Annotated in this window: 28 protein-coding genes and 1 pseudogene; 4 read left to right on the top strand and 25 right to left on the bottom strand. The window is 50.6% G+C overall.

Annotation, left to right across the window (positions count from 1 at the left end; genetic code table 11):
• Window positions 1-16 precede the first annotated feature (16 nt).
• The 7 genes and pseudogenes from GA565_RS08480 to GA565_RS08450 all read right to left on the bottom strand — a co-directional run.
• Entirely contained in the window at window positions 17-1,123 is a 1,107-nt protein-coding gene (locus GA565_RS08480; protein ID WP_370518026.1) for a contractile injection system protein, VgrG/Pvc8 family, read from the bottom strand.
• Between the two features lie 2 nt (window positions 1,124-1,125).
• Window positions 1,126-1,341, bottom strand: coding sequence for a tail protein X (locus GA565_RS08475; protein ID WP_152198110.1), 216 nt, complete (start codon window positions 1,339-1,341; stop codon window positions 1,126-1,128).
• Window positions 1,316-1,795 carry a phage tail protein gene (locus GA565_RS08470; protein ID WP_152198109.1) on the bottom strand — a complete coding sequence of 160 codons (480 nt, stop codon included), beginning with the start codon at window positions 1,793-1,795 and terminating at the stop codon, window positions 1,316-1,318. The genes GA565_RS08475 and GA565_RS08470 overlap by 26 nt, the downstream gene beginning before the upstream one ends.
• Window positions 1,795-3,510 (bottom strand): hypothetical protein, encoded by a 1,716-nt coding sequence (locus GA565_RS08465; protein ID WP_152198108.1) that lies wholly within the window; start codon window positions 3,508-3,510, stop codon window positions 1,795-1,797. Before GA565_RS08465 ends, GA565_RS08470 begins: the two co-directional genes overlap by 1 nt.
• Window positions 3,511-3,612: 102 nt before the next feature.
• The gene (locus GA565_RS08460) at window positions 3,613-3,912 is read right to left on the bottom strand and encodes a phage tail assembly protein (RefSeq protein WP_055778799.1); all 300 of its coding nucleotides are present in this window, start codon (window positions 3,910-3,912) and stop codon (window positions 3,613-3,615) included.
• A gap of 156 nt (window positions 3,913-4,068) precedes the next feature.
• Window positions 4,069-4,284: a hypothetical protein gene (locus tag GA565_RS08455; protein WP_152198107.1), complete on the bottom strand. Its 216-nt coding sequence runs from the start codon at window positions 4,282-4,284 to the stop codon at window positions 4,069-4,071.
• 99 nt (window positions 4,285-4,383) lie between these two features.
• Window positions 4,384-4,491: pseudogene (locus tag GA565_RS08450) on the bottom strand (ash family protein); the annotation flags it as partial.
• A 237-nt stretch (window positions 4,492-4,728) separates the two neighbouring features.
• Between GA565_RS08450 and GA565_RS08445 the strand changes: the two are divergent.
• Entirely contained in the window at window positions 4,729-5,424 is a 696-nt protein-coding gene (locus GA565_RS08445; RefSeq protein ID WP_152198105.1) for a hypothetical protein, read from the top strand.
• A gap of 84 nt (window positions 5,425-5,508) precedes the next feature.
• Window positions 5,509-5,826 (top strand): hypothetical protein, encoded by a 318-nt coding sequence (locus GA565_RS08440; RefSeq protein WP_055778810.1) that lies wholly within the window; start codon window positions 5,509-5,511, stop codon window positions 5,824-5,826.
• A gap of 120 nt (window positions 5,827-5,946) precedes the next feature.
• Here GA565_RS08440 and GA565_RS08435 read toward each other — a convergent pair whose 3' ends face one another.
• A complete protein-coding gene (locus tag GA565_RS08435; RefSeq protein ID WP_055778815.1) occupies window positions 5,947-6,198 on the bottom strand; it encodes a helix-turn-helix domain-containing protein in 252 nt (83 codons plus the stop codon).
• A 124-nt stretch (window positions 6,199-6,322) separates the two neighbouring features.
• On the opposite strand from GA565_RS08435, the gene GA565_RS08430 reads away from it, so the two are divergent.
• Window positions 6,323-6,592, top strand: coding sequence for a helix-turn-helix transcriptional regulator (locus GA565_RS08430; RefSeq protein WP_152198104.1), 270 nt, complete (start codon window positions 6,323-6,325; stop codon window positions 6,590-6,592).
• A gap of 42 nt (window positions 6,593-6,634) precedes the next feature.
• On the opposite strand, the gene GA565_RS08425 is transcribed toward GA565_RS08430, so the two are convergent.
• The 13 genes from GA565_RS08425 to GA565_RS08365 all read right to left on the bottom strand — a co-directional run bounded on the left by GA565_RS08425 (window position 6,635) and on the right by GA565_RS08365 (window position 18,394).
• Window positions 6,635-7,138, bottom strand: a complete 504-nt coding sequence (locus GA565_RS08425; RefSeq protein ID WP_152198103.1) for a phage major tail tube protein — start codon at window positions 7,136-7,138, stop codon at window positions 6,635-6,637.
• Complete coding sequence (locus tag GA565_RS08420) at window positions 7,135-8,601, bottom strand: phage tail sheath C-terminal domain-containing protein (RefSeq protein WP_152198102.1); 1,467 nt, start codon at window positions 8,599-8,601, stop codon at window positions 7,135-7,137. The genes GA565_RS08425 and GA565_RS08420 overlap by 4 nt, the downstream gene beginning before the upstream one ends.
• A 49-nt stretch (window positions 8,602-8,650) precedes the next feature.
• Complete coding sequence (locus GA565_RS08415) at window positions 8,651-9,268, bottom strand: phage baseplate assembly protein V (RefSeq protein WP_152198101.1); 618 nt, start codon at window positions 9,266-9,268, stop codon at window positions 8,651-8,653.
• Window positions 9,249-9,818: a hypothetical protein gene (locus GA565_RS08410; protein ID WP_152198100.1), complete on the bottom strand. Its 570-nt coding sequence runs from the start codon at window positions 9,816-9,818 to the stop codon at window positions 9,249-9,251. Before GA565_RS08410 ends, GA565_RS08415 begins: the two co-directional genes overlap by 20 nt.
• Before the next feature lie 8 nt (window positions 9,819-9,826).
• A complete protein-coding gene (locus tag GA565_RS08405; protein WP_152198099.1) occupies window positions 9,827-10,483 on the bottom strand; it encodes a hypothetical protein in 657 nt (218 codons plus the stop codon).
• Between the two features lies 1 nt (window position 10,484).
• Window positions 10,485-10,829 carry a head-tail joining protein gene (locus tag GA565_RS08400; RefSeq protein ID WP_226950927.1) on the bottom strand — a complete coding sequence of 115 codons (345 nt, stop codon included), beginning with the start codon at window positions 10,827-10,829 and terminating at the stop codon, window positions 10,485-10,487.
• A 14-nt stretch (window positions 10,830-10,843) separates the two neighbouring features.
• The gene (locus GA565_RS08395) at window positions 10,844-11,194 is read right to left on the bottom strand and encodes a DUF2190 family protein (protein WP_152198097.1); all 351 of its coding nucleotides are present in this window, start codon (window positions 11,192-11,194) and stop codon (window positions 10,844-10,846) included.
• A gap of 214 nt (window positions 11,195-11,408) precedes the next feature.
• Window positions 11,409-11,918, bottom strand: coding sequence for a hypothetical protein (locus GA565_RS08390; RefSeq protein ID WP_055778856.1), 510 nt, complete (start codon window positions 11,916-11,918; stop codon window positions 11,409-11,411).
• Between the two features lie 94 nt (window positions 11,919-12,012).
• Complete coding sequence (locus tag GA565_RS08385; protein ID WP_226950926.1) at window positions 12,013-14,070, bottom strand: ClpP-like prohead protease/major capsid protein fusion protein; 2,058 nt, start codon at window positions 14,068-14,070, stop codon at window positions 12,013-12,015.
• Window positions 14,018-15,538 (bottom strand): phage portal protein, encoded by a 1,521-nt coding sequence (locus tag GA565_RS08380; RefSeq protein ID WP_152201372.1) that lies wholly within the window; start codon window positions 15,536-15,538, stop codon window positions 14,018-14,020. The genes GA565_RS08385 and GA565_RS08380 overlap by 53 nt, the downstream gene beginning before the upstream one ends.
• 9 nt (window positions 15,539-15,547) lie before the next feature.
• Window positions 15,548-15,763 carry a hypothetical protein gene (locus GA565_RS08375; RefSeq protein WP_152198096.1) on the bottom strand — a complete coding sequence of 72 codons (216 nt, stop codon included), beginning with the start codon at window positions 15,761-15,763 and terminating at the stop codon, window positions 15,548-15,550.
• Window positions 15,760-17,895 carry a phage terminase large subunit family protein gene (locus tag GA565_RS08370; RefSeq protein ID WP_152198095.1) on the bottom strand — a complete coding sequence of 712 codons (2,136 nt, stop codon included), beginning with the start codon at window positions 17,893-17,895 and terminating at the stop codon, window positions 15,760-15,762. The genes GA565_RS08375 and GA565_RS08370 overlap by 4 nt, the downstream gene beginning before the upstream one ends.
• A complete protein-coding gene (locus GA565_RS08365) occupies window positions 17,888-18,394 on the bottom strand; it encodes a DUF1441 family protein (RefSeq protein WP_152198094.1) in 507 nt (168 codons plus the stop codon). Before GA565_RS08365 ends, GA565_RS08370 begins: the two co-directional genes overlap by 8 nt.
• Window positions 18,395-18,860: 466 nt before the next feature.
• On the opposite strand from GA565_RS08365, the gene GA565_RS08360 reads away from it, so the two are divergent.
• The gene (locus GA565_RS08360) at window positions 18,861-19,838 is read left to right on the top strand and encodes a DUF4917 family protein (RefSeq protein WP_152198093.1); all 978 of its coding nucleotides are present in this window, start codon (window positions 18,861-18,863) and stop codon (window positions 19,836-19,838) included.
• Window positions 19,839-19,846: 8 nt separating this feature from the next.
• Here GA565_RS08360 and GA565_RS08355 read toward each other — a convergent pair whose 3' ends face one another.
• The 4 genes from GA565_RS08355 to GA565_RS08340 are packed head-to-tail and all read right to left on the bottom strand — an operon-like array spanning window position 19,847 to window position 22,221.
• Entirely contained in the window at window positions 19,847-20,371 is a 525-nt protein-coding gene (locus tag GA565_RS08355) for a lysis system i-spanin subunit Rz (protein WP_152198092.1), read from the bottom strand.
• A complete protein-coding gene (locus GA565_RS08350) occupies window positions 20,368-20,793 on the bottom strand; it encodes a lysozyme (RefSeq protein WP_152198091.1) in 426 nt (141 codons plus the stop codon). The genes GA565_RS08355 and GA565_RS08350 overlap by 4 nt, the downstream gene beginning before the upstream one ends.
• Entirely contained in the window at window positions 20,780-21,127 is a 348-nt protein-coding gene (locus GA565_RS08345; RefSeq protein ID WP_055778880.1) for a phage holin, lambda family, read from the bottom strand. Before GA565_RS08345 ends, GA565_RS08350 begins: the two co-directional genes overlap by 14 nt.
• A complete protein-coding gene (locus tag GA565_RS08340; RefSeq protein ID WP_152201371.1) occupies window positions 21,124-22,221 on the bottom strand; it encodes a site-specific DNA-methyltransferase in 1,098 nt (365 codons plus the stop codon). Before GA565_RS08340 ends, GA565_RS08345 begins: the two co-directional genes overlap by 4 nt.
• Window positions 22,222-22,538: the final 317 nt, after the last annotated feature.

Below are 22,538 nucleotides of genomic sequence, written 5' to 3'. Positions count from 1 at the left end.
CTGATTAGGTGCTCTGTCAGCCGAAGTAATCAGGCCCCGGCGTTGTTTTGGCTTTCTTCTTTTTTTGGTTCGACGACGGATTAATATCAACAACCAGTGCAAACTCGACTGACATTCCGCCGGCGTTCAGTTGATAGGTCATAGACTCAATCAGCCAACTGCGGTCCTCGCGTTCGCCAAATCGGTAGGTTGTGATCCGCGCTTCGGCAGTTAACGGAAGGTGCCACGGTCGACAGGCACCGCTGAGAGTCATACGCTGCTGGTTGCGGTTGGCCTGGGTCTGTTTGGCGGTTGCCTGTTGGCTTGCCTGCAATTCTTCGGACTGAGTGAAAGGATTGGTGATATCTGGCCCCTCATGCTCTTTATGCACCACGCGGGTATGACCGGTTTGTTCATCATAATAGGCGACGCCAATCTTACCTTTTCCCTGCTTGCCCTTGTTCGTGGCCTTGCCGGTGGTCGCGCCGCGCTGTCCTTCGCTGTAACTCCAGCTTGAGACGTCACTGGGTGTCACCGTGATCGCGGCCAGACCTTTACCGCTGACGGTCGTTGCTTCTCCCTGCTCGAGGAAAAGCCAATATCCGCCGCTGGGTTTGCTCACCGCGTTATACGAACGGGCCAGTCGTGTCAGCAGGTTGGCATCGGACTCTGCAATCTGGTCGAGATGAGCAATGGCGATGGCGGCGAGTTTGGTGGTGATTTTAGGTTTCAGGCCATTGTCGGTGGCTACGGTTTTCACCACGTCGCCGAGCGTCACGGCGTCCCAACTGCGCGTTTTATGGCTTTGCACGTTTCCGACCTGCTTCTGGCTGTTCATCGGCGCGGCGGTGGCAAAGATAACCACTTTTCTCGGCGGCCCACTGCTGGCCACCCCGCTCACCACAAACCAGCCTTTATCCTGCAGTACGCCGTTAAATCCCAGGCCGAGATTTAGCCGAGCGCCCTTAGTCGGTAGCGGCAGGCTCTCGGCCAGCAAAGTGATGTGTAATTCATCGGCCCTAGCCGTCGCGCCGCCGTTATCCGTCAGGCGCAAGTCAATCAAGCTAGTGCGCAGTGCCTGGGTGATGTCTTTCCCCTCGGCGGCTAGGCTAAACTCGGGCCGAAACTCTGTTGTTTGCGGCATCATTAATCCCACAGCTGTATCGCTGAGCTGGCTAGAGGTAAGTCGAGTATGGGCAGTTGAATCGAAATACCGGCGGGATAAACCGCATCAAGTTCGGCCAGACCGGGATTGGCATCAAGCACTGCAACCAGCGTCTGGCTGACATTTACCGCGCCGTAATGTTTGAAGCAAATGGCATCGAGCACGTCCCCTTCACGGGTTAGATAATTCGTCGGCATAGTGTTTTATCGTCAGAGTGAAAGTTTTATGACGCGGCACGCCACCCGGAAGAAACGTGGACGTTGTGTCAGCATAATCGGTTACCACCCACCAGCCCAATACGTCGCCATGACCGCTGACCAGCTGCTGCGGCTCGGCTTTGTCAGCAAGGGTGTAGAGTTCATCTAGCGCCGCCATGCCCTTGCGAAAAAACGCATGGGCTTCACCGGCCAGCTTGATGGTGCGAGGTTCTTTGCCGGTGAACTGCAGCAGATCCTGTTTGCCGATGCGCTCCTGGCCACTCCAGCGCCAGCTGGCTTCCCGAACCAGCTGGTTATAGGCGGCGGTATCGATGGCAAATTCGAAGGTGCCTACCATCAGCATCACCTGCGGCGGGTCGTTGGCGGTCAGCGCGCGGCGGGTCGAAAATCCGCTTTGCTCGACCGCGCCAATCACTCTGTCGGTTATGGCCATTACCAGTTGCTCCCCGAGTCATAGAGGGCATTATTGCCGTTGAAAACGTCTGCGCTCCTGGCCTTGCTTAACGCCGCCTCTGCCAGTTGATTTTCGCTTTGTCCCGGCAAGGGATAAATATTGATGTTCAGCTCCTGCCGTCGGTTGTCTTCGACGCGCGGCCCGGGGTGGTTGCTCTCCAGTTTTGACAGGGTCTGCATCAGTGATGGCCAACGGCCTAACATGTTTTCGGAAGAGGGGGCGGGATCGCCCAGGTCGTTGCGCTGCTTGTTGAATTGCGCATCAAAATCGAAGGGAAAAGCCTCATTATCTTTGCCGTCGACCGATTCAAGCAGGGTTTGGCTGGTCCGCTCATGCAACTCGTCCGGCATAAAGTGGGACTTCCAGAAACCGGCCTCCTGCTCGACGTCATTCCACTGGTTACGGAGAGTGTTAATGACCTCAGGCTTATCGACGTTCTGAGCGAACCATTCCCCCAGCCCCTTACTCTCGGCCTGAATGCGGGCAATATCGACCGAGCCGCCGCTCGCGACGCTTTTGAGAATACTTTTCTTATTCTCTTTATCGTTGGGCAAAAGCCAGGAGAGTTTCTTAGCCAGCGCGAAAGCGATTTTGCCGACGTACACCAGCCCGTTACCAAACGTAAGCACCTTGGGATACCACTCGTCGCGAAGTGCGCGGGTTATGGTGCTGACCCCGCCATTTTTAAACCAATCGGCAAGATCAGCGGCAACCTTTACCACCTGCAGGGCCAATTCGTTGCCTAATGCACCGGCTATCTCTTCTGCGCCAGAACGTAAAACGGTACTGAGATTATTGACCGCAATATTGCCGCGATGCGCCCCGTCGGCCCCCTGCTGGGTTACGATGTTGTAGCGTTTCTGCTCGTTTATCAGGTCCTGATAGCCTTTGCCTGAGCGCTTAATTAACATCATCACCTTGCTCGCTTCGCCGCCAAACAGTGAGTCCAGTGCAAAGGATCCCTTCGATTCGTCTTTAAGGGACAGCGCCCGCTCAATGATTTTATTGAATTGCTCAATGTCGCTGAGGCCTGCAAAATCCCCGGCACCAAAGCCGAGCGTGGAAAAAGCGTCTTCAAGCGAACCCATTTTGCCGGTCTGTTTATACTCGCCGGATTTATGCAAATACTCCTCAAACAGGTCACCAAAGTGGTCACCGTCCAGCCCGAAGTTCTTTCCCAGCGAGTCCCATGCATTGTAGGTCTCCACGCCCACGCCATAGCTTTTGGCCTTTCCCGCCTTTTCCGCTGTCCGAGCGTTTAGCGCAACCGGTGAAAGTAGCGTGCCCATTGCCGCGGCGGTCAACCCAACTCCGCCCATAGATAAACCACCGGGAAACATTGATGACGCGGCGCCCAGCGTTTTGCCCATCATTCCTCGCCCCAACCCCTTGTACCGTTTGATTTTTTCAACGCGCTGCAGGTCGCGGTTAAGCGCCTCCTGTGCCGCGCTGGCCTTTTTGATTTCTTTGGTAATGCCGCTGTATTCACGTTTCAAGCTGGCGATATCTTTGCCCGCCAGCTTCGACTTTTTCATCTGAGCAGCCAGCTCTTTTTGTTGCTTGGTCAGTTTTTGCGACTGCTGGTCGACCGTTTTTAAGCCTTTCCTTATACCCTCGGTCGACTGGGTCCAACTGCTGGCCAGCTTGCCGCCGAAGGTTATCGTAGCTTTAAGGTTTTGACTGAGTCCGCCCACGTTCCACCGCCTCGGCTTCCTGCCATAAAAGTTCGAAAAATGCGTTAAAAGGCATGGCCAGATAGTCGGCCATAGAGAAATTCAATCGCCGCCCGAGCAACCTTAAACATCGCTGGATTTCGGCTTCGGACGTTTGGCGGGCGGTAACATAAAATTATTGAAGGTGTCCTGCAGCTGGATCATGTCGGCCGCCGTGAGCGACTCCATATCGTTATCATTGATACCGCACAACAACGCCAGCATGCGCGCCTCTCTTGCCTCTTCAGTGCCGCGATCTTTTGCATAAACCAGCCGGTCACGCACTAACGGCTCACGCATGGTGACCGTCTTAAGCTCGCTGCCGTTCTCGAGCGTTAAAGGGCTATAAAGCGTGATAGTTTCCAAACTGCCGGGATAATTCATGATGTTCCTCCATAAAAAAACGGCCCATAAGGGCCGTAAATTAAATCGCTGTGATAATCAATAAACGTCAGGGCTTGTGAGCCTAGCGTGTTGAAATAATGCTTTTAATTTAGTCAGTTTGAATATAATTAAATTAAGATAAGCTGCTAATAGCAGTTAAACACTAATATCTTCAACCATCAGAACTTGTCTCCGGGTTTTGTCTAAGATGTCTTCTTCACTCATCAAACAAGTTAAGTCATCGATTTTTTCAGACAAAATAAATATCAGTGATTCTCTCGTCCTGGGATGTGTGACTTCAATAATCGCTTGAGATAAGGATTGGCATTGTTCGAGGATTTCTTCAACGGTCAGCGGGGTTGCATCAATCATAATGCACCACCCAAATGGCTGGATGTGTACGAATAAATGGTGGGTATAGATAAAAAAGTGTGATAGCCATGAAGCCACCTCCAAAAGGATTGTTTAATAGCTACCACCAGAGACGCTAATCTCTTTGGTGGTAGCCCAGGCGGAGTTAGCGTTACCGGACCTCTTGGAAACCGGCGCTTCTTTCGAAGCCCCCGCCTGAGCCACCATTGGGGTGTAACAGGCCATACCTATAGTAACCCTGTCCTTAAGGCCAAGCTAGGTATCAAGAAGTTTTCGAAACGCTAATTCCGACTGCGGATATGCCGCAGTACGATAATCATACAGCAACCCATTTATATAAGTGTGCAATAACTCAACAATTAAGTTGTTTTAGGACTAATTGCAGTTAATATAAATATGCATAATTAAAAATAAATCAATGTCCAACAATTACTCTGGGTATTTATGAATAAAACAAAGAATTTTATATTGGATGGTCTCGCCCAATTTAACTTGAGTGATTTGCCTGGACGCCCCTACGATACCGCCTTCCAAGTTCTGGCTTCCGAGCCTGCGAGAAAAAGACTGGTCATTATGGGATTCAATGGCTCGTCCGTAGATTCAAAAATGACAAATTCGACGTCTATTATTAATGATCACGCATCACCGCATGTCTCAAATGTACAATGCGGTACAGAGGGAGCTTGGGGGATTAAGCATCTTGCAAACAGGTTGCAGCAAATTCCCTTTTGGCTGGGCTATGACTGGCAAGATGTTATCTATACCAATGCTCTATTGATGTGCTCAACCAATGCGGCATCCCTGAAGAAAGAGGCTTTATGCTTCAATCAAACACTTCCAGATATAGTAAAAAACTCGATGGGTTTCTTTGAGCATATAACCCTGTCCTTATGCTCTCCTGACGTGATTGTCGCTTACAGCAACAGCCTTGCCTCCCTCTCAGCGGCCAGTCTCTTGCTTAAACATTTTGGCGATATTTCTACCCTAAAGTATTCCCAACCAAGGGGCTATCACACCACGTTCGCGTTTATTGCAACGATCAACGGAAAAAAAATCCCAGTGATCTGCCTACGTCACATGTCGAGATTTAAACCAGACGAAACATACGTTAAAGCGGCTCTTTCGATGGTTAGAGATTAACATGGCTGATAGCTCTAATAGAATGTTAAAAGGCTTAGATAGCCTACGAATTATATTAAAACAGTTTTATTTTTAGAGGTGGCTATGAAGTTAATCAGTGATTTGTCTTCAGATAAATTTTTAAGCATGATGACCGCTTTCTTTGTTAACCCGGTAGAGCTATTCACCGCTGCCCGCAAGAAGCCTTTCAAGGTTTACAGTGAAGATGGCCGACTGTTTATCCTAAACTCCAAAGGGAATAAGCGCCCATTGCGTCAAACTGAGTTAGAGGAGTTTCATAAGAGGTTTATAAAGACGGGCAGCATTACCCCGGTAACCTATCAAGACGTTACTTTCAACTCGTCGTATATCTTAGCTGCAATTGAGCACATCAATCTCAAGGAAGCCGTCCATGACAAATAGTCCCCCGAAGTACTGCCAAGATACAGGGTTTTGACTGGCCCGGATGACGCTGTCAGCATAAAGAATTAATCGATTAGCATCAGCCAATCATCATCAGCAGATTGCGCCCTTCCCGCCCTTTTACAGTTTAAGCGGTTCGCGTTTGCGGTAGATCTTATCTATTACCGCGCTCGGCTCGAGGTTCAATAACCGAGACAGATGTAAAAACTCCACGATATCCAGTCTTCTCTCGCCGTTCTCAACCTTGGCGATGAAGGACTGAGGTCGACCAAACGCTTCCGATAGCTGAACCTGTGTAATTCCTCTGTCTTTACGCGCCTTTTTCAGCATGCTGATCACATATTGATAGTCTTCTGCGTAAACGGATGCCATACAAGTAATCTCCCTTTGAAAAATATCCCAAAATCGAATATCTTCCATAAAGCCAAATATCCCAAATTAGGATATTTAACAACTTTGAAGTTACTTGGACGTGTATCGTTAACAGTTTTTAAGGATGAATATGGAAAGGGACAACTGGCATCATGCCGACATCATTGCAGCACTGCACAAAGCAAACACCACCTTAGCAGCACTTTCTCGTCAAAATCGGTTAAGTTCTTCCACTCTGGCTAATGCGTTAATTCGCCCTTGGCCCAAGGGCGAATGGCTGATCGCTAACCGCCTGAACGTTCATCCCTCGGAGATTTGGCCCAGCCGCTATTTTGATAACGAGGGTTTACTTAAGGACAGAAAGGCCCGCCCAGACTTTAGGCTGAGTAAATAATCAAGTTGTGTAGTATCACGGGGAGCAGGTCAAACCCATTAGCTAAAGTCGTACCTTGGCCGCCAATCCACCGAGCTGATTCACGCCGTTAACGCGGCGGATAAACCGCTCGGTGTCTATCTCAAACAGCTCTACGCCTTCAAGGCTTTGCTTGTAATAGCTGATGGCGATATCGACAGTGACCGCGTTCTCTGACATCCCCTGATTACCGCGCGGATCCCGCGATACCTTCTGCACAAAGCCTTCGATCTCTTCCATCGTGCCCAGCGCCAGTCCGTTGCTGAGATAACCCTCGTAGGCGGTGAAGCGTGGCCGACGTCCGCTGATGAACCCGAAGCTGGCCAGCACGTCGGTATCTATACCGTAGAACTTAACCTGACAATTCAGCGCTTCCATACCGTCGTCCAGCGGCGTTGGGGCGTCCTGTGCACCGGTGCGAATATCTGTTTTTAAGATAGACAGTTCGGGTGGTGTGTATTCATGCGCACCGGCAACACGGCCACGCTGGGTGAAGAAAGTCCAGACACGAAGCGTGTTTTTATTCATTGAGTGTCCATCTCCAGCAGGGCGTAATCATTATTCACACGCACTCGCAAAGAGATGCGCTCGGTGGGCGATTTTGGCCCGAAATCATAATTAATATAGATAACGCCCGATGCCAGTGACTCGGCGGTGTTCAACTCCTCGTCCGGCCAGGCTCTGCCGCCAAATATCGCCTTAAGCCCCACCAGCTGACGTATATAGGCATTAATAGTGCCGACAATGTCATCAGCGTTTTGCTTATCAAGCGGCCGGTCGTTGTAGAGCATCACCGTTTCCTGGATGCTGTCTTCGATAACGTCTGCCGTGCGGCGTACCGACTCGAAACGCCATTGCGGATTAGAGGTACAAAGCCGGTTTCCCCAATGCTTAAAGCCGTCGCGGCGAATAATGGTGCTGATGTTTTCCATGTTGAGCAGATTCGCCTGGCAATTTGGCTCACCGAGAATGAATTCATCGACCTGCTCGACGCCAAGAATATTATAAATGTCTTGATTCGACTTACTCCACCACCAGCCGCGTTCCATATCGATGCGGGCGCGTAGCCCGGCGGCACGGGCAGAGTACGGCAGGTAAACCAGCTCTCCGGCGGCGTTAGCGATACACACTCGGGAGCGCAAAAGTTCAACGCGCGCACCGAACGTTTGCCGACGCTGCGCCACCTCGGCCGCAGTGGCCATTGGTGCACAGTCAACGTAAGCAACGGCGCGCAGCTTGTTGGCCGCTGTTTCCAGCCCCTTGCCGATGACGTCGTCTTCACTAAAACCGGTGGCTATCAGCACGCGGGGTTGATAACCGGTTAAAGCCTTGGTCTTAGACCAGCTTTGCATACCCGCCAGCAATGCAGCGCGCTGTTTGGCAACATCGGCGTCTTCAATGACTCGAACCACAATGATGAGCGCCGTACGCTGGTCATTAATATCCGTCAACGCCTGATGCAACGTACCGGCCTCACCCAGCTTTTTCATTTGCGTTGTGCCGACAATCGCCACCGGTTTGTTAAGTGGGAAAGGCTCATCTTCGCCGCCGGAGAGCGTTAAGGCAAAAGGCATAACAATGCCTGCCGCCGCCGTCCTCTCCATTAAAATCTCACTCACAGCTAGCCCATTTACGGTATTAAAAACCTGCGCGGCGGTGGCCGTGATTTTTCCAGTGGCGTCGCAACCCAGCGTGACAGTAAGCGTCGCATCTTTATAAGCCGCGACGGTGGGTACTGGCGCTGGAATTTTGGCATCCGGTTTAGCGCCGATAGCCACCACCCGCATTTGATTACGTAATCGGCCTGGCTGCTTGCTCTTAAATAAGAGCTGATTTTGCAGCAGCGGCGTACTGTACGAACCGGTCGCCTGAGTACCTTTCGACGCTTTAGGCGCGGTGCCAACCAATCCAATCACTGCAGTCGCAATGGTAGTAACGGCCACAGTACCTGCAATAATCTCAATGGTTTCAACGCCATGTAATTCGGCCATCCGACCTCCTGTAAATAAGCGCCAGAAATAGAAAACCTGCCGCAGCAGGTCACATAGGTTGGTTCGGTTTATTCGTGGTTCCCCCGCTATCTCCGGGGTGGTTATGGCTGTTGTAGACTTCACGAACCTTCGCCATTGACCCTTCACCGTCAGAAATATCCCCGCTCGCACCGATTTTCCCCTTCACGGCAGTATCGGCATTAAGCTTCGTTTCACCCTGCACGGTTAGGGTTTCAGTGATTTCGACCGGTCCCTCGAGCGTGCCCTTGCCTGTGATTTTATAAGTCCCGTTTTCAGTCAGTTTGATAGTCAACGCATGCGCGGCACGGTCGTAACGGATTTCAGTGCCGTCAGCAAATTGGGTGATGTGCTCGCTTTCACTGCCGGTAGGAACTGGCATTTGTCCGGTGTTCCAGCCTGGGAAAACGCGGCCATTTTTAAGGTCTCCGGCTTCTGAAAGCACAGTGACAGGGTCGCCAACGGCGCAAGGGTTGGAGTCGGAACGGTTAGCGCCCGCGAAGCTCTGGCACAGCGGCAGCCAGCCGGTTATTAGCTCGCCGATGGTGACGCGACATTTGGGGATACCGACATGCTTAACCGAGTGGATCACACCTCGCCGAACGATGTTGGCCAGCCGTCGCTGTAAATCACCGAGCAGTTGCTCCATCTTGTTCCAGCGCCTCGATTTTAGCCTGATAAATCAATCGATAATCGGCAACGTGTTCTTCTCCAACATCGGGTACTACGCCCAAATAAGCTTTTTTGATCAGCGCGCTAGTGATAGCAGTAGGATCTGCCCCAAACGCGGCCAATTGTTCGTAGGAAATTCGCCAGACCAGATAATCATCCATGTTTGGATCAAAGTTGTCCTCAGACGCTCCCATGAAAATCGCCGGTTCAATGTGTGGTAACCCAAACTGTTGCCCCTCAATCCATTGGGTGATGTCCGCCGCTGCTGCACGCACGTAAATATCCGGTTTCTCTTCGATGTCGCTGGAGCGGTCGATGACCACATAAAGCGAAGCACTCAGCGAAACATTGGTTTGCCCCGCTGACGTTGCAGCTGGGTCCCAGCCTTCTACCGAGAGGTAAACGGCTGGGGTAACCAGCTGGGTGATCTTTTCGGGATAAGTATCGGCATCTTTTACCCATGATAATTTTCTCAATGAGCCGAGAACGGCGCGGTGATAAGCGCCCAGCAGCAGCGGTTCGGCCATAGGGTTCCTTAAAGAGAGATGCGGGCCTTAATGCGGCCTCGTAAATCGGTTTCAAAATGATGAAGGAAAATCGCGGGGACATCGGCGAAGGCGTTGTCTTCAATGACGTTAAGCATTGGCTCGTAGATATCGACTTCAGCTTCTTTGGTACGGCGAGTTTGGGGATCGCGTATTACCACCGTTCGCCTGCCGCTGCGGGTGCGCCCCACTTCACCATTGATGAAATTTTGTGACGACAGCAGGCTGCCTTTCGGATCGAAGCCTGTCTCAGTGGTTTTGCGACGTCCAGCGATAAAACGGCCGGTTATTGGTGAATGCAGGTCATGATGTGGGCGAACTCGTCCACGGATGCGACCTTTAAGGTCTTTCACTTTGACAGCGTTCAGTCCTAACCAGATTTTCCCTTCATCCAGCGCCGCGCCGCGCATCAAGCGAAACGACAGCAGGCGCTTGCGAACCATTACCAAACTTCGCGGTGCCAAGCCGGTTTTAATGTCGGCCATTGCCCGCTTGCGCAGCGTGGCGGCTGTTCGGCTCAGAGCGCGACCGTAGGCACTCATATACTGTTTATGGGTTGCTCTGACCGAAACCGCAATCTTTTGCAATGCGCCTAAATCGATATCGACAGGCAAATTGCGCTGTAATAGACGCTCGCGTCCGGACATCTTATTTGCTCCAGCTATCTATCACTGGGGCAGGTTTGCCAGGCTCTCCGTTTGCCAGCCGAACGCGCGTCCGCCCCGCTTCATCCGAGCCTACATGTGTCACCCACCAACTTTCGGTCCCCATAAGGATTTGATGACGCTTTTTCAGCCCCTTCATGTCGGCGGTATAGAGGCTGAACGCCGGAGCACAGTCTTCTATCTCACCACCGCCGCTGATTTTCATTGACGCATCCGGACTCTCAAAAATGCCGGTGACTGGCCGTCTCTCAGAATCTATAAGCAAAAACACCGGCTGCTGCTCGGCAAATTGCCGGTCGACCTGCCTGTCGACAGTTTTCATTCTCATTAAGAAGCGGCTCATCAATATCCCAGGCGAACGAATGCCTGCGAGTCACCCGCCTCCTGTGCTGACCACGCGGTTCCGGCGCGGGCGAACCAAACCGGCTTATCCGCTCCCTCCTTAGAATTGACGGTCAGAGCGCCAGAAGGATGAAAGAACAACGAAGTGCCAATTTTCCAGGTTTCAGCCGGGACTTTAGGCAGCGTAAACACGCCCGACATAAACAATACGCCAGCGCTACCGGCAGGAACATCGCTACACGCCACGCCGACAATGCTACCCAAGATAACCGCCTGTCCTGAGAACACTTTCGTATCGCTGCCATTGCTCCAGTCGAGCGTATTGCCGTCCTGCAAATGGTTTTTTGCCATGATTTACCTCGATAGAAATGAAAAAGGGACGGCCGAAGCCGTCCCTTAGGGATGTAGTGCTATAAAACAAAAAGGCCCCATTCAGGGACCTTCAATATTTATGAAGATTTATTGAATTCGTTTTGTCACGACTTCACCGTTCTGCTCAGCTTTTTTCTTAGCTTCAAGAAATTGCAGGAACTGTGCTGTTTTCTGTTCACGAATTGCTTTGTAATCAATGTCCATCGTATTTTTTTCTTGTCCATATGACATAAAAAGCCCCCTCGGCATGTACTTGGAGATTTTTGGACTTAGCATATTTTTTAACAAGCCTGTCGTACACTCGCCTGAGTTTCTCGCTATATGCCTGGAACGTCAAAATATCTATAGATTCATAATCAGCTATTCTGAGTATTATGTCAACTAACGTATGATAGACGTATAATGCTTCAGAAGCGGAAAGATTTGGCGCATCCGGAGGCTTTTCAAATAAAGAATTACATTGATCGTTATCTTCCGCTTTAACATTATAAAAACTAACAGCGCTAATTATGGGCGATTTTAGTTCATCTCCACAAAACTGTTTTAATATTGAATTACAGAATTCATTTTGCTTACAAAAAACCAATTTAAAAACAATCTCCCTACTTTTTTCTCCAAAAAAATTGAATCGTATGTCCGTATATTTAAAAACATCAAAACCTTGAAGTTCGTGATGTAAAATATCATGCGTATGACCCAGCATTTATAATTCTCATAATTATTTTTACTTTATGCATCCTACAGCAATATCCATATCAGTAATGACTCTGTTTCGCTGATTAAGGCTGCAAATAGTCTTATTTAGTACCGGTCGATTTAATTAATCCACGATGATCTATCGGTGCGACACCGGCATCGATACGTACCTTAAAAGCAGCGCCATCAATAGTGAATCCCTGCTGCTGTTCGAGGTATGGGGCGTCGACACCGTCGAGATAGGCGATTTCTATCGTGTCGCGTCCCTGCGCGGCGCAGAGATACCACTCCTTATTATTGAAGGAATCAAACCGCGCCTCGGCGATCACTGTGGCGAAATTTTGGATTGGGTTAACAATGCCGCTGTTGGCATCAACACCGGGCACACTGGTTGATTTAATCAGCTGATTGGCCCGAGACTCCAGAGCCACCGGCACCAGCATATACGCCGGGCGGATGTTCAGTTTGCGACCATTCGACTCCTGCAACAGCATCGTCTTACGGGCCAGATCGAGTCCCTCGATATCCAGCGCCGCGCCTACCAAGTTTTTATGGTCACCACTGAACAGCGGCTTGCCGTCCTTCATTTTCATATTGCCGGTCAGCACGGCGTAAACCAAATCGCCAACCGTGGCACGCGCCGCACTGCCCATGCCCATCGGGATGCGAGTCAGCATATGCAGGTCATCATTGATGATGGTCTGGCGGGTGATGGAGAACAATTCGCCATAGGTGGCCAGCGCGATCTCTTCGGCTTTGTCGCCGACAGTGATGTATTTGTACTCCGCGCCTTCGCGAACTTTACGCAGCGAGGCAATCGAGTTAAGGCCAACGCGGTGCGAGGTTTTAAAGTCTGTCAGCGTGCCTTTGCGGGTCCATTTATCGAAAGTTTCGTCCGCCTCGTCCCAGCCGAGCAGTGCTGCCTTGTGCGCCACGTCCATCAGGATATTTCCGAAGTCCGAGCGCGAATGGGTAAATGCCATGCCGACCATCGCCATTGGGGAAGATTGCCCAGAGAGGCTGATACCTCGGTCAGTCAATGACGCGCGGGCCAGCTCGCGCAGGGTAAAGCCGTTGTAATCGTTGTCCTTTTCAGCTTCTGCGTAACCCGCGCGGGTCATCACTGATGCGCGGATAGAATCGCCCACCAGATTGCCGTTACCGGCGTGAATATGCGCATTGTGCCCGGCAGTTGGCGTGGTACCCGTGGCAAGTGCTTTGAGCAATTTCTCCTGCGCACCGCTGTCGGTACAAACAATGTCAGCCAGGCATGCCGCTTTTAACTCGCCAAATTGAGGAAAGGCCTCAAACACCGCGTTGATTTTACTAATGCGTTCTGTGTTGGCGACCTGCATTTGCTGCTGCAGCTGTACTGCCAACGCGTTGATATCGATATTCTGTAGCGCTGCGGTGACTACAGGAACCGGAATTTCTGGCGCGGTGGCTCGCGCGCCAAACAGGGCATTAATTTGCTGAGGCATATTTTTATATTCCTTTAATTTGTTGGTATTGAGTGAAGCAGCCGCGACCAGCGCCGGTTCGATAATGTCGGCAAAGCCCTTCTCTTTGGCCTCCACCCCGTTCATCCACGTTTCCGCTTTTAACAACGCGGCAATTTCCTGGCGGCCGAGGCCGGATTTATTCTCATAGGCCGACACCAGCAGTGATTCATTGCGATCCATCCACTCGGCGTAATCGCGGATTTCGTCCGCATCTCCAGCAACGCCACCCCACGGTTTATGCACCATCAGCCAGGCATTTTCCGGCATGTGGAGCGTGGCATTCGGCAGGCAAGCAATCACCGAGGCCATGCTGGCTGCGACGCCGTCGATATAGATATTGATCGGTGTGGTGAGACGACCGAAAGTATTAAAAATCGCGAAGCCGTCCATGATGTCGCCGCCGGGGCTGTGAATGTGCAACTCAATCGCCGAGGCTGTAAACACGCCGCTGTCCCTGCAATCACTGAGAAACTGTTGGGCTGAAATTCCCCACGAGCCGATCAGGTCGTAGAGGTACACTTCAACCATTCCGCCGGTTTGATCTGCGGCCTTAATCTGGTACCAGCTTTCGATTTTGGCCACATTTGACAGTGTGGCTCGCGGGTTAATCAGGCTTGTTTTTCTTCGGTGGTTCGTCGTCATCGTCGGATAGCTCATTACTTTTTGCTCCTGAGTCGTTGGCTGCATCAGAGTCAAAAATCAGACCTTGCTCGCGGTTATATTCAATTTCACGCAGGCGCTGTCGCCTGACTTCCTGCGTCGACTGGCCACGGGCACGTATCCATTCAGATTCGGTACCGGCTCCGCCGCGCACAATCGCCTTCCACGCCAGCGCCTCTTTCACCGGATCAATCCAGGGCATTACCGGGCCAAGATAAATCGCGTTATAAAGCGAGGCGGGGTCAACGTCGTCTGGAATGGGAATGCCTGAGAGTTTGAACATATCTATCCAACTGCGATAAATCGGTCGGCTGTGCTGGCCCACAAACCAGTTTTGCAGCACGTTGTAACCTTCAAACCCCTCCACCAGCTCCTGTCGCTGAGAGGAATAAGTGCCGTTGTAGTCGCGGGCAATGCTGGAATAACTGCTGCGTGTGCCCCCGGCGACGGCACGAAGTTGGCTGTTGCGAAACTCATAGAGATGTACGTTCGGTCGATTGGATTCGACCATGCCTAAATCTTCACCGGGCTTTAGGCCGTCAAAAATCATTCCGGGTGAGATATCGAATAGCCGATTTTTGGTTTCTTCATCCTGCTCGTCGCCCTGCTCCCAACTCGCGGCATCGCCACGTTTGATATAAAACCCCAGCGCAGCAGCAATACGGGCGGCGACGCGCTCGGATTCTTCATAATCTTTAATGTCGGCCAGTCGGGTGATCACGCCGTGCAACAAGCTGACACCGCGCTTCTGATGCAGACGTTTTCGCATCGCCAGATGCAGCATGTTCTCCGCCCGTACCCGTTTGGCGCCGGAGGTCATGCGCACGGTGCTGGCGGGATGATATTTGTAAACGCTATAGGCCACGGGCCTGCCCCAGCTGTTGATTTCAATGCCCTGCTGGACCTGCGTCGACTCACTGAGGCTTTCGGTAAACGGCACAAAATCGGCTTCGAGCATTTCGATAGAGAGTTGAATTTTAGTGGCATGATTGAGACCGGCAACAGGACCGCGCACCAGTTGCTCAAACACTTCACCGTCGCGTAATGCCGAACGTAGCAACATTCGCTCCATCTCGGCACGGGTGTATTGACCGGTAACTTCTGGCCTTATTGACCACTCAGACCACCACGTAGAGAGCGTCGAGGCGAATGCTTCATGTAACTTGCCGTCAAAGGTCAACGGCTGCGGCTCAATTTGAATACCTCGCGCGCCGACCACTCGCTCCTCGAGCTTGTCGAGAATGCCGATCACGATGTCGTGGTTTTCATCCAACCAGCGCGCCTGTTCGCGCAGTGACACACCGCCTGCAAACACCGCGTTATCGGCTGACTGTGTCTCTTTTTTGGCTTTGTGCAGGCGCGATGGGCTGGCGGCTTCATAGGCGTTCACCAGATTGCGATGCTTGGCGCGCGTCGAGGCCCAGCCAGGCGAGAACAGCGCAATACCCTTTTCTAACAGGTTCATCATTTCGCCTTATGTAAATCGGGCCAGCTTATGTGTGTCGCTAGGTTTAATCGCCCGCTGATAGCGCGTTTCCCAATACTCCAGCTCCTTGCGCATGGCAACCGGGTCATGATGGGTGACCGCGCGGCCGTTGAGGCCGGTGAAGGAAACCGCTTTGCCGTCCAGTGAATCCTGATAGGCCTGCCGCACGCAATCGAGCATGGTTTTGACTTCGGTAACGGTCATGAAAGCCAGCCTTGTCCGCCGCCACTGCCGCCAGTTAACCAACCGGATGCGCCACTGCTGGCTTGTTTGGCTGGTGCGGGGTCAGACGATTGTTTTCTATTTTGGGTTGTCACGATGTGCGGATCTCCGGATGCGTTTTCGGTAAATACGTTGGGGTTAAGACTCTGGATCTCGGCCCAGGCAGGCGGCTTTTCCCATTTAATTCGCTCATAGCCACGCAGAAAGGCGATAGCGTGGACGTAGCAGAAAAGATCCATCGCTTCATTAGCACCTTTGCCCGGCTTACTCCATTTGCCGTCAAGGCCGCGTTCTTCATAGGTCAGCTCGTCATAAAACCACTCGCCTATCCACGCGGGGAAATGAATAAATCCTGTGCCAGGGACGTCGCGATCCAGTGAATTTTTAAGCTGGTCTTTGAATATGTCGGTTTGTAGTAAATACACCGGCACATCGCCGCGTGCATCTGCCCGCCGGTCGCTACGCTCAGAGTTGTCGGGATAGGTTTTGGTGACGGATTTTTGACGGCGGTTGCTGTCGCCTTTCACTAAATAGACCCGTTTATGGCAACCGTTTTTGCGACATCGACGCCAAAATTTATAGGCGTTATCGGTCACACCATCTTCACCGCCGGTGTCGACGGCCATCGCCAGCACCGGCATGCGTTTTTCATCATCATCAGCCAACCGGTAGGATTTGTTTAAAACATCAGATATCAGCAGGTCCCAGTCTTCTGCAAATGCGCCAGGGTGAATGGGTAAAGACTCGCCGGCATCGTCACAACGTAAGGACTGCTTGATGTTGTAGCGGTCAATCAGCCAGCGCTCCCCCTGTTCGCCGTAACCGATAATTTGCACCACGAACCGGCGATTCTTGCCGGCCTGCACATCGACGGCGGCCATAAGAAACCGCACTTCGACTGGCACCAGTCGTTTGCCGTAATCCTTGGCGCGCGCCATCAGTTCATCACTGCGGCGCTGCTCACCGGCGGCCTTCGGCAAATAGGGCCGACCCCAGTCGGTGTTGATGATCGCGCGCAAGGTTTGCTCGCTGCCGGTGGTCTCAAAAACCTGCTCGGCACAGAGCAATTTGTAAACCATCTGCGCCCACGTCTGGTAGGCCGCTGCGGGACCTTCCATCCAGAAAGAGGCGATACGGGAATGGCGTGGCTCGCCGCCTCGCCGCCCTTGTTTATCGATAGTCTCGCCCTCGCGTAGCCAGACGCCCTGCTGATTGAGCTGACGCTTTTCCTTTGGTTTGATCTGCAGGTGACAGTGTGGGCACTCAACCATTGCCGCCTCACTGGCCTTTACTGGGTCAGCAATATCGCGGTAGCCAGTCATTGCAGCCATCTCCGGCTGGAAATACTCGCTGCATTGCGGGCAAGGCCAGTACCAGCGCCGACGATCGCCGAGGTTATACAGCGACAAAATACCAGTGGTCGGCGGAGCTTCATGGAGTGATTTTCGCCGCCATTTACCGTCGACGATTTCGCGTCCGGGAGAACTTTCGACCAGAGTCATTCCGGATGACATAAAGGTGGTGTTTCGCTTTGAGGCAATGGTGTAGCCATCGCCCTCTCCGTCGACGTCATCTGGCCAGCGGTCGTAGTCGGTCAGCGCCACAAACTTGTAATCCGACGACGACATGATGTTGATCGACGGCCATCCGATTTTTAAATAGTTACCGGCACGGAATGTCTTATCGTGAACGTTGTTGTCATTGGTGCGCGGGCTCAGGCGCTTTTTAACGGCTTTACTGACGCGGAAAGTGCGGTCCAGACGCTTCTTTGAGTGCTCGCGGGCTTTCTCTTCAGTCATCTGGATCAGCAGAAAATCTGACGGGTCGCAGACGATGGTGTAAACGATCCAGCCGTCGATCAGCCCAATCGTTTTGCCCGTCCGCGCCGGACCGACGAATACCACCGTATCAAAACTGCGCGATGCCAGACAGTTCATCGGTTCAATGATGTACGGCGTTAAGGCGGCGTCCCATGGTGAAGAACTGCCGCCGCCGTCGGGCACGCGCATAAATTTTGAGACTGCATCGGCCACCGGCATGCGGCGCGGAGCTTTGAGCAAGGCGGAGACGTCCCGACGAATCGCGCTTGCTGAGGCGTAAGGGTCATTACTCATCGTCTACGTCCTCGGCGGTGAGGATTTCAGCCGCCATCACCTCACGGATCTCGTCGATAGCCCGCTGCGCTTCAGCTATTTGGTCAGGTAGCCAACCCCGGTCGCGTTCAAGCTTGTCGGGCCAGGTGTCGAGAACCTGAGAAACAGATTTCAGGATTAGCGCCATCTCACGATGCACGTCCGACGCAGGAACCAGCTGCTTGAGCGAGGCTTCAAGCTTCACCCTTTCATTTTCCGACTGGAACCAGTCTTTGCGATCTTTGGGCGACATCGTCGAGGGGTCGTGCTGACGTTCAGGACCGGCGGGCGCGTCGGCGGCGAACAAAATCGGGCCGATATCTTTCAGGGCGTAAACAGGATTGCCGCGCACCGTGGCGGCGATGGTTGTGTTGGCATCCAGCAAACGCTTTTTCACCGTGCTGCGGTTTAATCCAAATGCTTCAGCAATCTTCGCCACACTCCAGTGATAGGCATCCCCCAGATTGCTTATCGTTGACATAGCGCCTCACGCTGACAGGTGATTTGCAAGATTTGTTCATTAAATCATGATGGTAGAGGTGGGAGAGATGTCGGCCGCAGCAATAAATCGACAGGTTAAAATAGAAATTCCTCAATGCTTACAGCCGGTTGCGGGACCTGCTGCTGTCGCGATAAAAACTCAAAAACCAGCCGCTTTCCGCGATGTTTCCCCCTCTCGGTAATTGAAATGTCAGGGAGGACCCGTGGAAATCGGCAGGTTTTGCGGGAATAAAAAAAGCCACCAGCGACCAAGCTCAGAGTGAGCAGGCAGGGGAAGCTGAGCGGCTTTGCTTGCGCATTATGAAGCCCCTGCGATATATAGGGGCTTGGGAATGAATTAATGAAAAAACCAATCATGATGAAATTATTTTATAGGTCTTGTTTTATCAAATTTTAGATATACTATTTAAATAGAATCTTCCCATATAACCGATTAAGGAATAAAAATGCCATTTGAAAGTTTCGATCAAAAAATTGATTCACTAGAGGGTGCAGTTCCATCAATCTTGTTAGGTAATGGTTTTTCCCAATCGTGGGATGCGGCTATTTTTAATTATAAAAACCTGTTAGCTTCAGCAAACTTCGGTCCACGTGATGTTGCAATTCGTCATATTTTCAGTATTTTTGATACTTTTGATTTTGAAAAAATAATGCTATCGTTAGATTCCGCTAAACGTATTTGTGAAATTTACAGACCTCAATTAAACCTTGTTGATGAGTTTGAGCAAGATAAAAATCAATTGAAAAACTCGTTAATTAACGTAATTTCAGATACTCATCCAGCGAGATCTAGCAGAGTATCTATCCCTCAATATTCTATAGCAAAGCCTTTTATTTCACAATTTGATAAAGTATTTACCTTAAACTATGATCTTCTTCTTTATTGGATTATCAACAAATCAGAAGTACACCCATTAGGATACAACCATTCTGATGGCTTTATGGGTACAACTTGGATCGCTCGTGAAGAACAGAGCATCTTCTTTTTACATGGTGGTCTTCATTTGTACGATACCGGAACATCTATTCATAAAATAGCTTTCAATGGTAACTTAAATGAGAGTATCTCTGAACAAGTAAGAACAAATCTTAATAATGGTAACTTCCCTTTGTTCGTTTCAGAACCAACTGCTGACAAAAAGCTCGAACGAATAAAACATAACCCTTATTTAAATTCATGTTATTTGTCTTTAAAAAAGCTTAGCGGTAATCTTTTTATCCATGGCCACTCTATTGATGAAAATGACAGGCATATTTTCGATAAAATTAAGGAAAGTAACGTTGAGAAAATTTTTGTTGGCATTTATGGTGATGAGAATTCCCACTCAAACTTACGCTCGATTGCTAATGCAAATGCATTTTTAAGCTCTCGTAATATTGTTATAGAATTTTATGATTCATCTACTGCTCCAATTTGGCAATAATTATAAATTCATACTGGCGTATTTGCCGGTATTTTTAATCTATTTTTTGTAGCGACCATTTCCAGATACCGCTGTAAATACTCCAATTTCGCTTGGTCCTTCACTATCCCTTCCCGGATAGCGAGAACAGTGCGTCCAGCAGCTGCAGAGAGTTCGACTTGGTCTGCATCGCCCACGCTGCCGGTTGCGGAGGCTCGATCTTTTGCAAGCTGACAGGTGGCAAGATTGGCGCGGGCGAACAGCCCCCGCCGAGAACCATTAGTAACATCAGCCTTGAGCTTTTCATTTTTGACCAGCGCATCGGCCAGCTCCTTGGTATATTTTTTATCAAGCTCAGCGGCTAGCCGTTGCGCCAATTGTGTCCGTTCTAAAACAACACTGATATCTATCAATGCCCTATCACTTATAGCCTTGAGTTGAACACTATGATTCTTCTGCAAACGGAATACTTCTTTAGTCCAGTGCAAATTCTCTGCCCACCAGCATCCACCAGCAACGAACGCCAGCGCCGCAGCTATCATTATCGTTTTCATAACAGGAACAACTCCGCCTCAATTTTACGACGTGCTACCAAACCGCCGCTCACTTTTCCCTTTGCCCTCACCCAGCGCCCGAACTGATTAGCAGCACCGTCAAAATCAGCTATGCTTAATTTCTTGAGGAGCGTTGAACGAGAGAATTTTCGACAACCGAGATTAAAGACAAACGATGATATTGCGTCATATTGGTTCTGGGTTAATGAGACACTTACGAGTCTTCCAACCGCCCGCTCTACCACTACTAAATCATCTGTTAAAAACAACTCGGCTTGAGCTTTGGTTATTACTTGTCCCGACTGCACATTAGATGTGTGGCCATAGCCAATCGTTAACACCCCCGCGCTGCATCGATATGCCGAGAGCCTTAGGCCTTCGAACTGCTTAATCAAACCGATCCCTTGGCTACTTATTTTCATTACGATGCCCACCATCTAATCGGTTGCCGACAAAACGAAATGCCAAACGTCGGATTTGCTCGACCCCCATGAATCCAATCAACCCGCCCACAGCTGGAGTCAAATCTTTGTGCAGTGAAAAATAATCGAGAGCAGAGACTGCTGTGAGGGTCAGACCTCCGCAGATTAGTCCTTCAAGAAATGTTTTTTTCCATCCGCCTCCAGTGTAGGCCACCCGCAGTACTGCCATGACCACGGATAAAAGCACACCACCTATAGGCACATCACCCCGCCACCACGATTGGAATAATTCAACCCATCCTGACCACGTATAAGGGCTATTTTGCATTTTCATGATCTCCGCCTGTCGCCATCTTGCTGGAAACGCATAAAAGAAAAAGGCCCGCTATGGGCCTCAAGAATTTCAGTCTGTGTTTGCTGGAACCGCTCGGCCTCCAGTTCGACCCCAATAAAATTTCGTCGGTGCTTAATGGCAGCCTTTATCGTTGCTCCCGATCCCATGAAAAAGTCGGCCACAACATCACCTTCGCGTGAGCTGGCTTGAACGATGTGGTCCATCATTGCCGCCGGTTTCTCGCAAGGGTGTTTGCCTGGATAATAGGGTACCGAAGGATAATGCCAGACATCGGTAAACGGCACGCTGGATGAGACAACAAAGGGTCTTCGTAATGATGAATACTCATTCTGTAGTTCATGGTAGCTTTTACTTAAAACTTGATGCTCCGCCTTAAGGTCTTGATAGCATCGACCCAGTCCACCAGCCTGGCATTTTTCAATCGCCAGACGCTGAAAAAGAGACTGCAAAGCGCAATAATCCTGCTGATTCGGCAACTGCCACTGACTGTCGCTGAACCAGTGGCTGGACATTTGTTTACCCGTGGCCTGATTGATGGCCTTTGAAGAAATACCGAGAAATCGACGAGCATCCCTGAAATAGTCGATTAACGGTCTAAACACGTTTTGTTTTAACTCGCGGCATTTATCCGTGTAGCCATTATTCTTCGGCTTATAAGGCCCTGCATAATGTTCTGCAAAGAGAACACGCTCAGTCGCCGGAAAGAAACACCTCAGGCTGGCTTTATTTTGAAGGTTCCACGGGCCAGAGGGCTTAGCCCAAATTATGTGATTCAATATTTTCAACCGCTGTCGCAGCAAACTCTCTGTATCGGACACCAGCCACGAACTGCAAAACATATATAAGCTGCCCGACGGTTTCAACACTCGCCAGAACTGCCCGATCATCTCATCGAGCCAAGCTAAATAGTCTTGCTCACTTTTCCATTGGTTATCCCAGGAGCAGGTTTTAACTCGAAAGTAAGGCGGGTCAGTGGCGATCAGGTCGATACAGTTGTCGGGTAAGGTCTGAATAAATTGAAGTGAATCGGCGTTAAATAGATTAAAACCATCTGAATTTAAAGTACTTTTCATAGATCGGAAGTGGCCTTTTGGATAGGTATCATCCGGTGCGGGTGTGTAGCAGGGAGTTTTAGGTTGCTTGTGCTCACGTAAGCGTCTTGAGAGGTCGATGTTGAGGCGCGGATACTGCCGCCTATTTCCACATACAAAAAAGCCCTGACTCGTAAGAGAAAGGGTTTTTTTTGGTACTAACAACAACACTCCCACTGATCAGGGTTGGGATTTCGTAAGCACCGTGTTAAGTGACCACTCTTAACAGGTTACAAGATGTTTTGCGTACGCGTTAGGATTTTTGTAATATAAAGTTATAAAAATACTGCAAAGGAGAG

This window comes from Rouxiella sp. S1S-2 (genome assembly GCF_009208105.1).
Classification (GTDB): domain Bacteria; phylum Pseudomonadota; class Gammaproteobacteria; order Enterobacterales; family Enterobacteriaceae; genus Rouxiella.
Note: the sequence above shows the minus strand (reverse complement) of the source record. Positions and strands in the feature narration are given on the sequence as shown.

What these genes read in the sequence shown, in the direction of transcription:
- GA565_RS08390 (WP_055778856.1), bottom strand. Translation starts at nt 11,918, where the DNA reads ATGCTGGGTCATACGCATGATATTTTACATCACGAACTTCAAGGTTTT.
- GA565_RS08355 (WP_152198092.1), bottom strand. Translation starts at nt 20,371, where the DNA reads ATGAAAACGATAATGATAGCTGCGGCGCTGGCGTTCGTTGCTGGTGGA.
- GA565_RS08405 (WP_152198099.1), bottom strand. Translation starts at nt 10,483, where the DNA reads ATGTCCGGACGCGAGCGTCTATTACAGCGCAATTTGCCTGTCGATATC.
- GA565_RS08480 (WP_370518026.1), bottom strand. Translation starts at nt 1,123, where the DNA reads ATGCCGCAAACAACAGAGTTTCGGCCCGAGTTTAGCCTAGCCGCCGAG.
- GA565_RS08345 (WP_055778880.1), bottom strand. Translation starts at nt 21,127, where the DNA reads ATGAAAATGCAAAATAGCCCTTATACGTGGTCAGGATGGGTTGAATTA.
- GA565_RS08350 (WP_152198091.1), bottom strand. Translation starts at nt 20,793, where the DNA reads ATGAAAATAAGTAGCCAAGGGATCGGTTTGATTAAGCAGTTCGAAGGC.
- GA565_RS08440 (WP_055778810.1), top strand. Translation starts at nt 5,509, where the DNA reads ATGAAGTTAATCAGTGATTTGTCTTCAGATAAATTTTTAAGCATGATG.
- GA565_RS08445 (WP_152198105.1), top strand. Translation starts at nt 4,729, where the DNA reads ATGAATAAAACAAAGAATTTTATATTGGATGGTCTCGCCCAATTTAAC.
- GA565_RS08460 (WP_055778799.1), bottom strand. Translation starts at nt 3,912, where the DNA reads ATGAATTATCCCGGCAGTTTGGAAACTATCACGCTTTATAGCCCTTTA.
- GA565_RS08410 (WP_152198100.1), bottom strand. Translation starts at nt 9,818, where the DNA reads ATGGCCGAACCGCTGCTGCTGGGCGCTTATCACCGCGCCGTTCTCGGC.
- GA565_RS08455 (WP_152198107.1), bottom strand. Translation starts at nt 4,284, where the DNA reads ATGATTGATGCAACCCCGCTGACCGTTGAAGAAATCCTCGAACAATGC.
- GA565_RS08400 (WP_226950927.1), bottom strand. Translation starts at nt 10,829, where the DNA reads ATGAGAATGAAAACTGTCGACAGGCAGGTCGACCGGCAATTTGCCGAG.
- GA565_RS08415 (WP_152198101.1), bottom strand. Translation starts at nt 9,268, where the DNA reads ATGGAGCAACTGCTCGGTGATTTACAGCGACGGCTGGCCAACATCGTT.
- GA565_RS08380 (WP_152201372.1), bottom strand. Translation starts at nt 15,538, where the DNA reads ATGAACCTGTTAGAAAAGGGTATTGCGCTGTTCTCGCCTGGCTGGGCC.
- GA565_RS08425 (WP_152198103.1), bottom strand. Translation starts at nt 7,138, where the DNA reads ATGAATAAAAACACGCTTCGTGTCTGGACTTTCTTCACCCAGCGTGGC.
- GA565_RS08370 (WP_152198095.1), bottom strand. Translation starts at nt 17,895, where the DNA reads ATGAGTAATGACCCTTACGCCTCAGCAAGCGCGATTCGTCGGGACGTC.
- GA565_RS08420 (WP_152198102.1), bottom strand. Translation starts at nt 8,601, where the DNA reads ATGGCCGAATTACATGGCGTTGAAACCATTGAGATTATTGCAGGTACT.
- GA565_RS08475 (WP_152198110.1), bottom strand. Translation starts at nt 1,341, where the DNA reads ATGCCGACGAATTATCTAACCCGTGAAGGGGACGTGCTCGATGCCATT.
- GA565_RS08340 (WP_152201371.1), bottom strand. Translation starts at nt 22,221, where the DNA reads ATGAAAAGTACTTTAAATTCAGATGGTTTTAATCTATTTAACGCCGAT.
- GA565_RS08430 (WP_152198104.1), top strand. Translation starts at nt 6,323, where the DNA reads ATGAATATGGAAAGGGACAACTGGCATCATGCCGACATCATTGCAGCA.
- GA565_RS08435 (WP_055778815.1), bottom strand. Translation starts at nt 6,198, where the DNA reads ATGGCATCCGTTTACGCAGAAGACTATCAATATGTGATCAGCATGCTG.
- GA565_RS08395 (WP_152198097.1), bottom strand. Translation starts at nt 11,194, where the DNA reads ATGGCAAAAAACCATTTGCAGGACGGCAATACGCTCGACTGGAGCAAT.
- GA565_RS08360 (WP_152198093.1), top strand. Translation starts at nt 18,861, where the DNA reads ATGCCATTTGAAAGTTTCGATCAAAAAATTGATTCACTAGAGGGTGCA.
- GA565_RS08470 (WP_152198109.1), bottom strand. Translation starts at nt 1,795, where the DNA reads ATGGCCATAACCGACAGAGTGATTGGCGCGGTCGAGCAAAGCGGATTT.
- GA565_RS08375 (WP_152198096.1), bottom strand. Translation starts at nt 15,763, where the DNA reads ATGACCGTTACCGAAGTCAAAACCATGCTCGATTGCGTGCGGCAGGCC.
- GA565_RS08365 (WP_152198094.1), bottom strand. Translation starts at nt 18,394, where the DNA reads ATGTCAACGATAAGCAATCTGGGGGATGCCTATCACTGGAGTGTGGCG.
- GA565_RS08385 (WP_226950926.1), bottom strand. Translation starts at nt 14,070, where the DNA reads ATGAGCTATCCGACGATGACGACGAACCACCGAAGAAAAACAAGCCTG.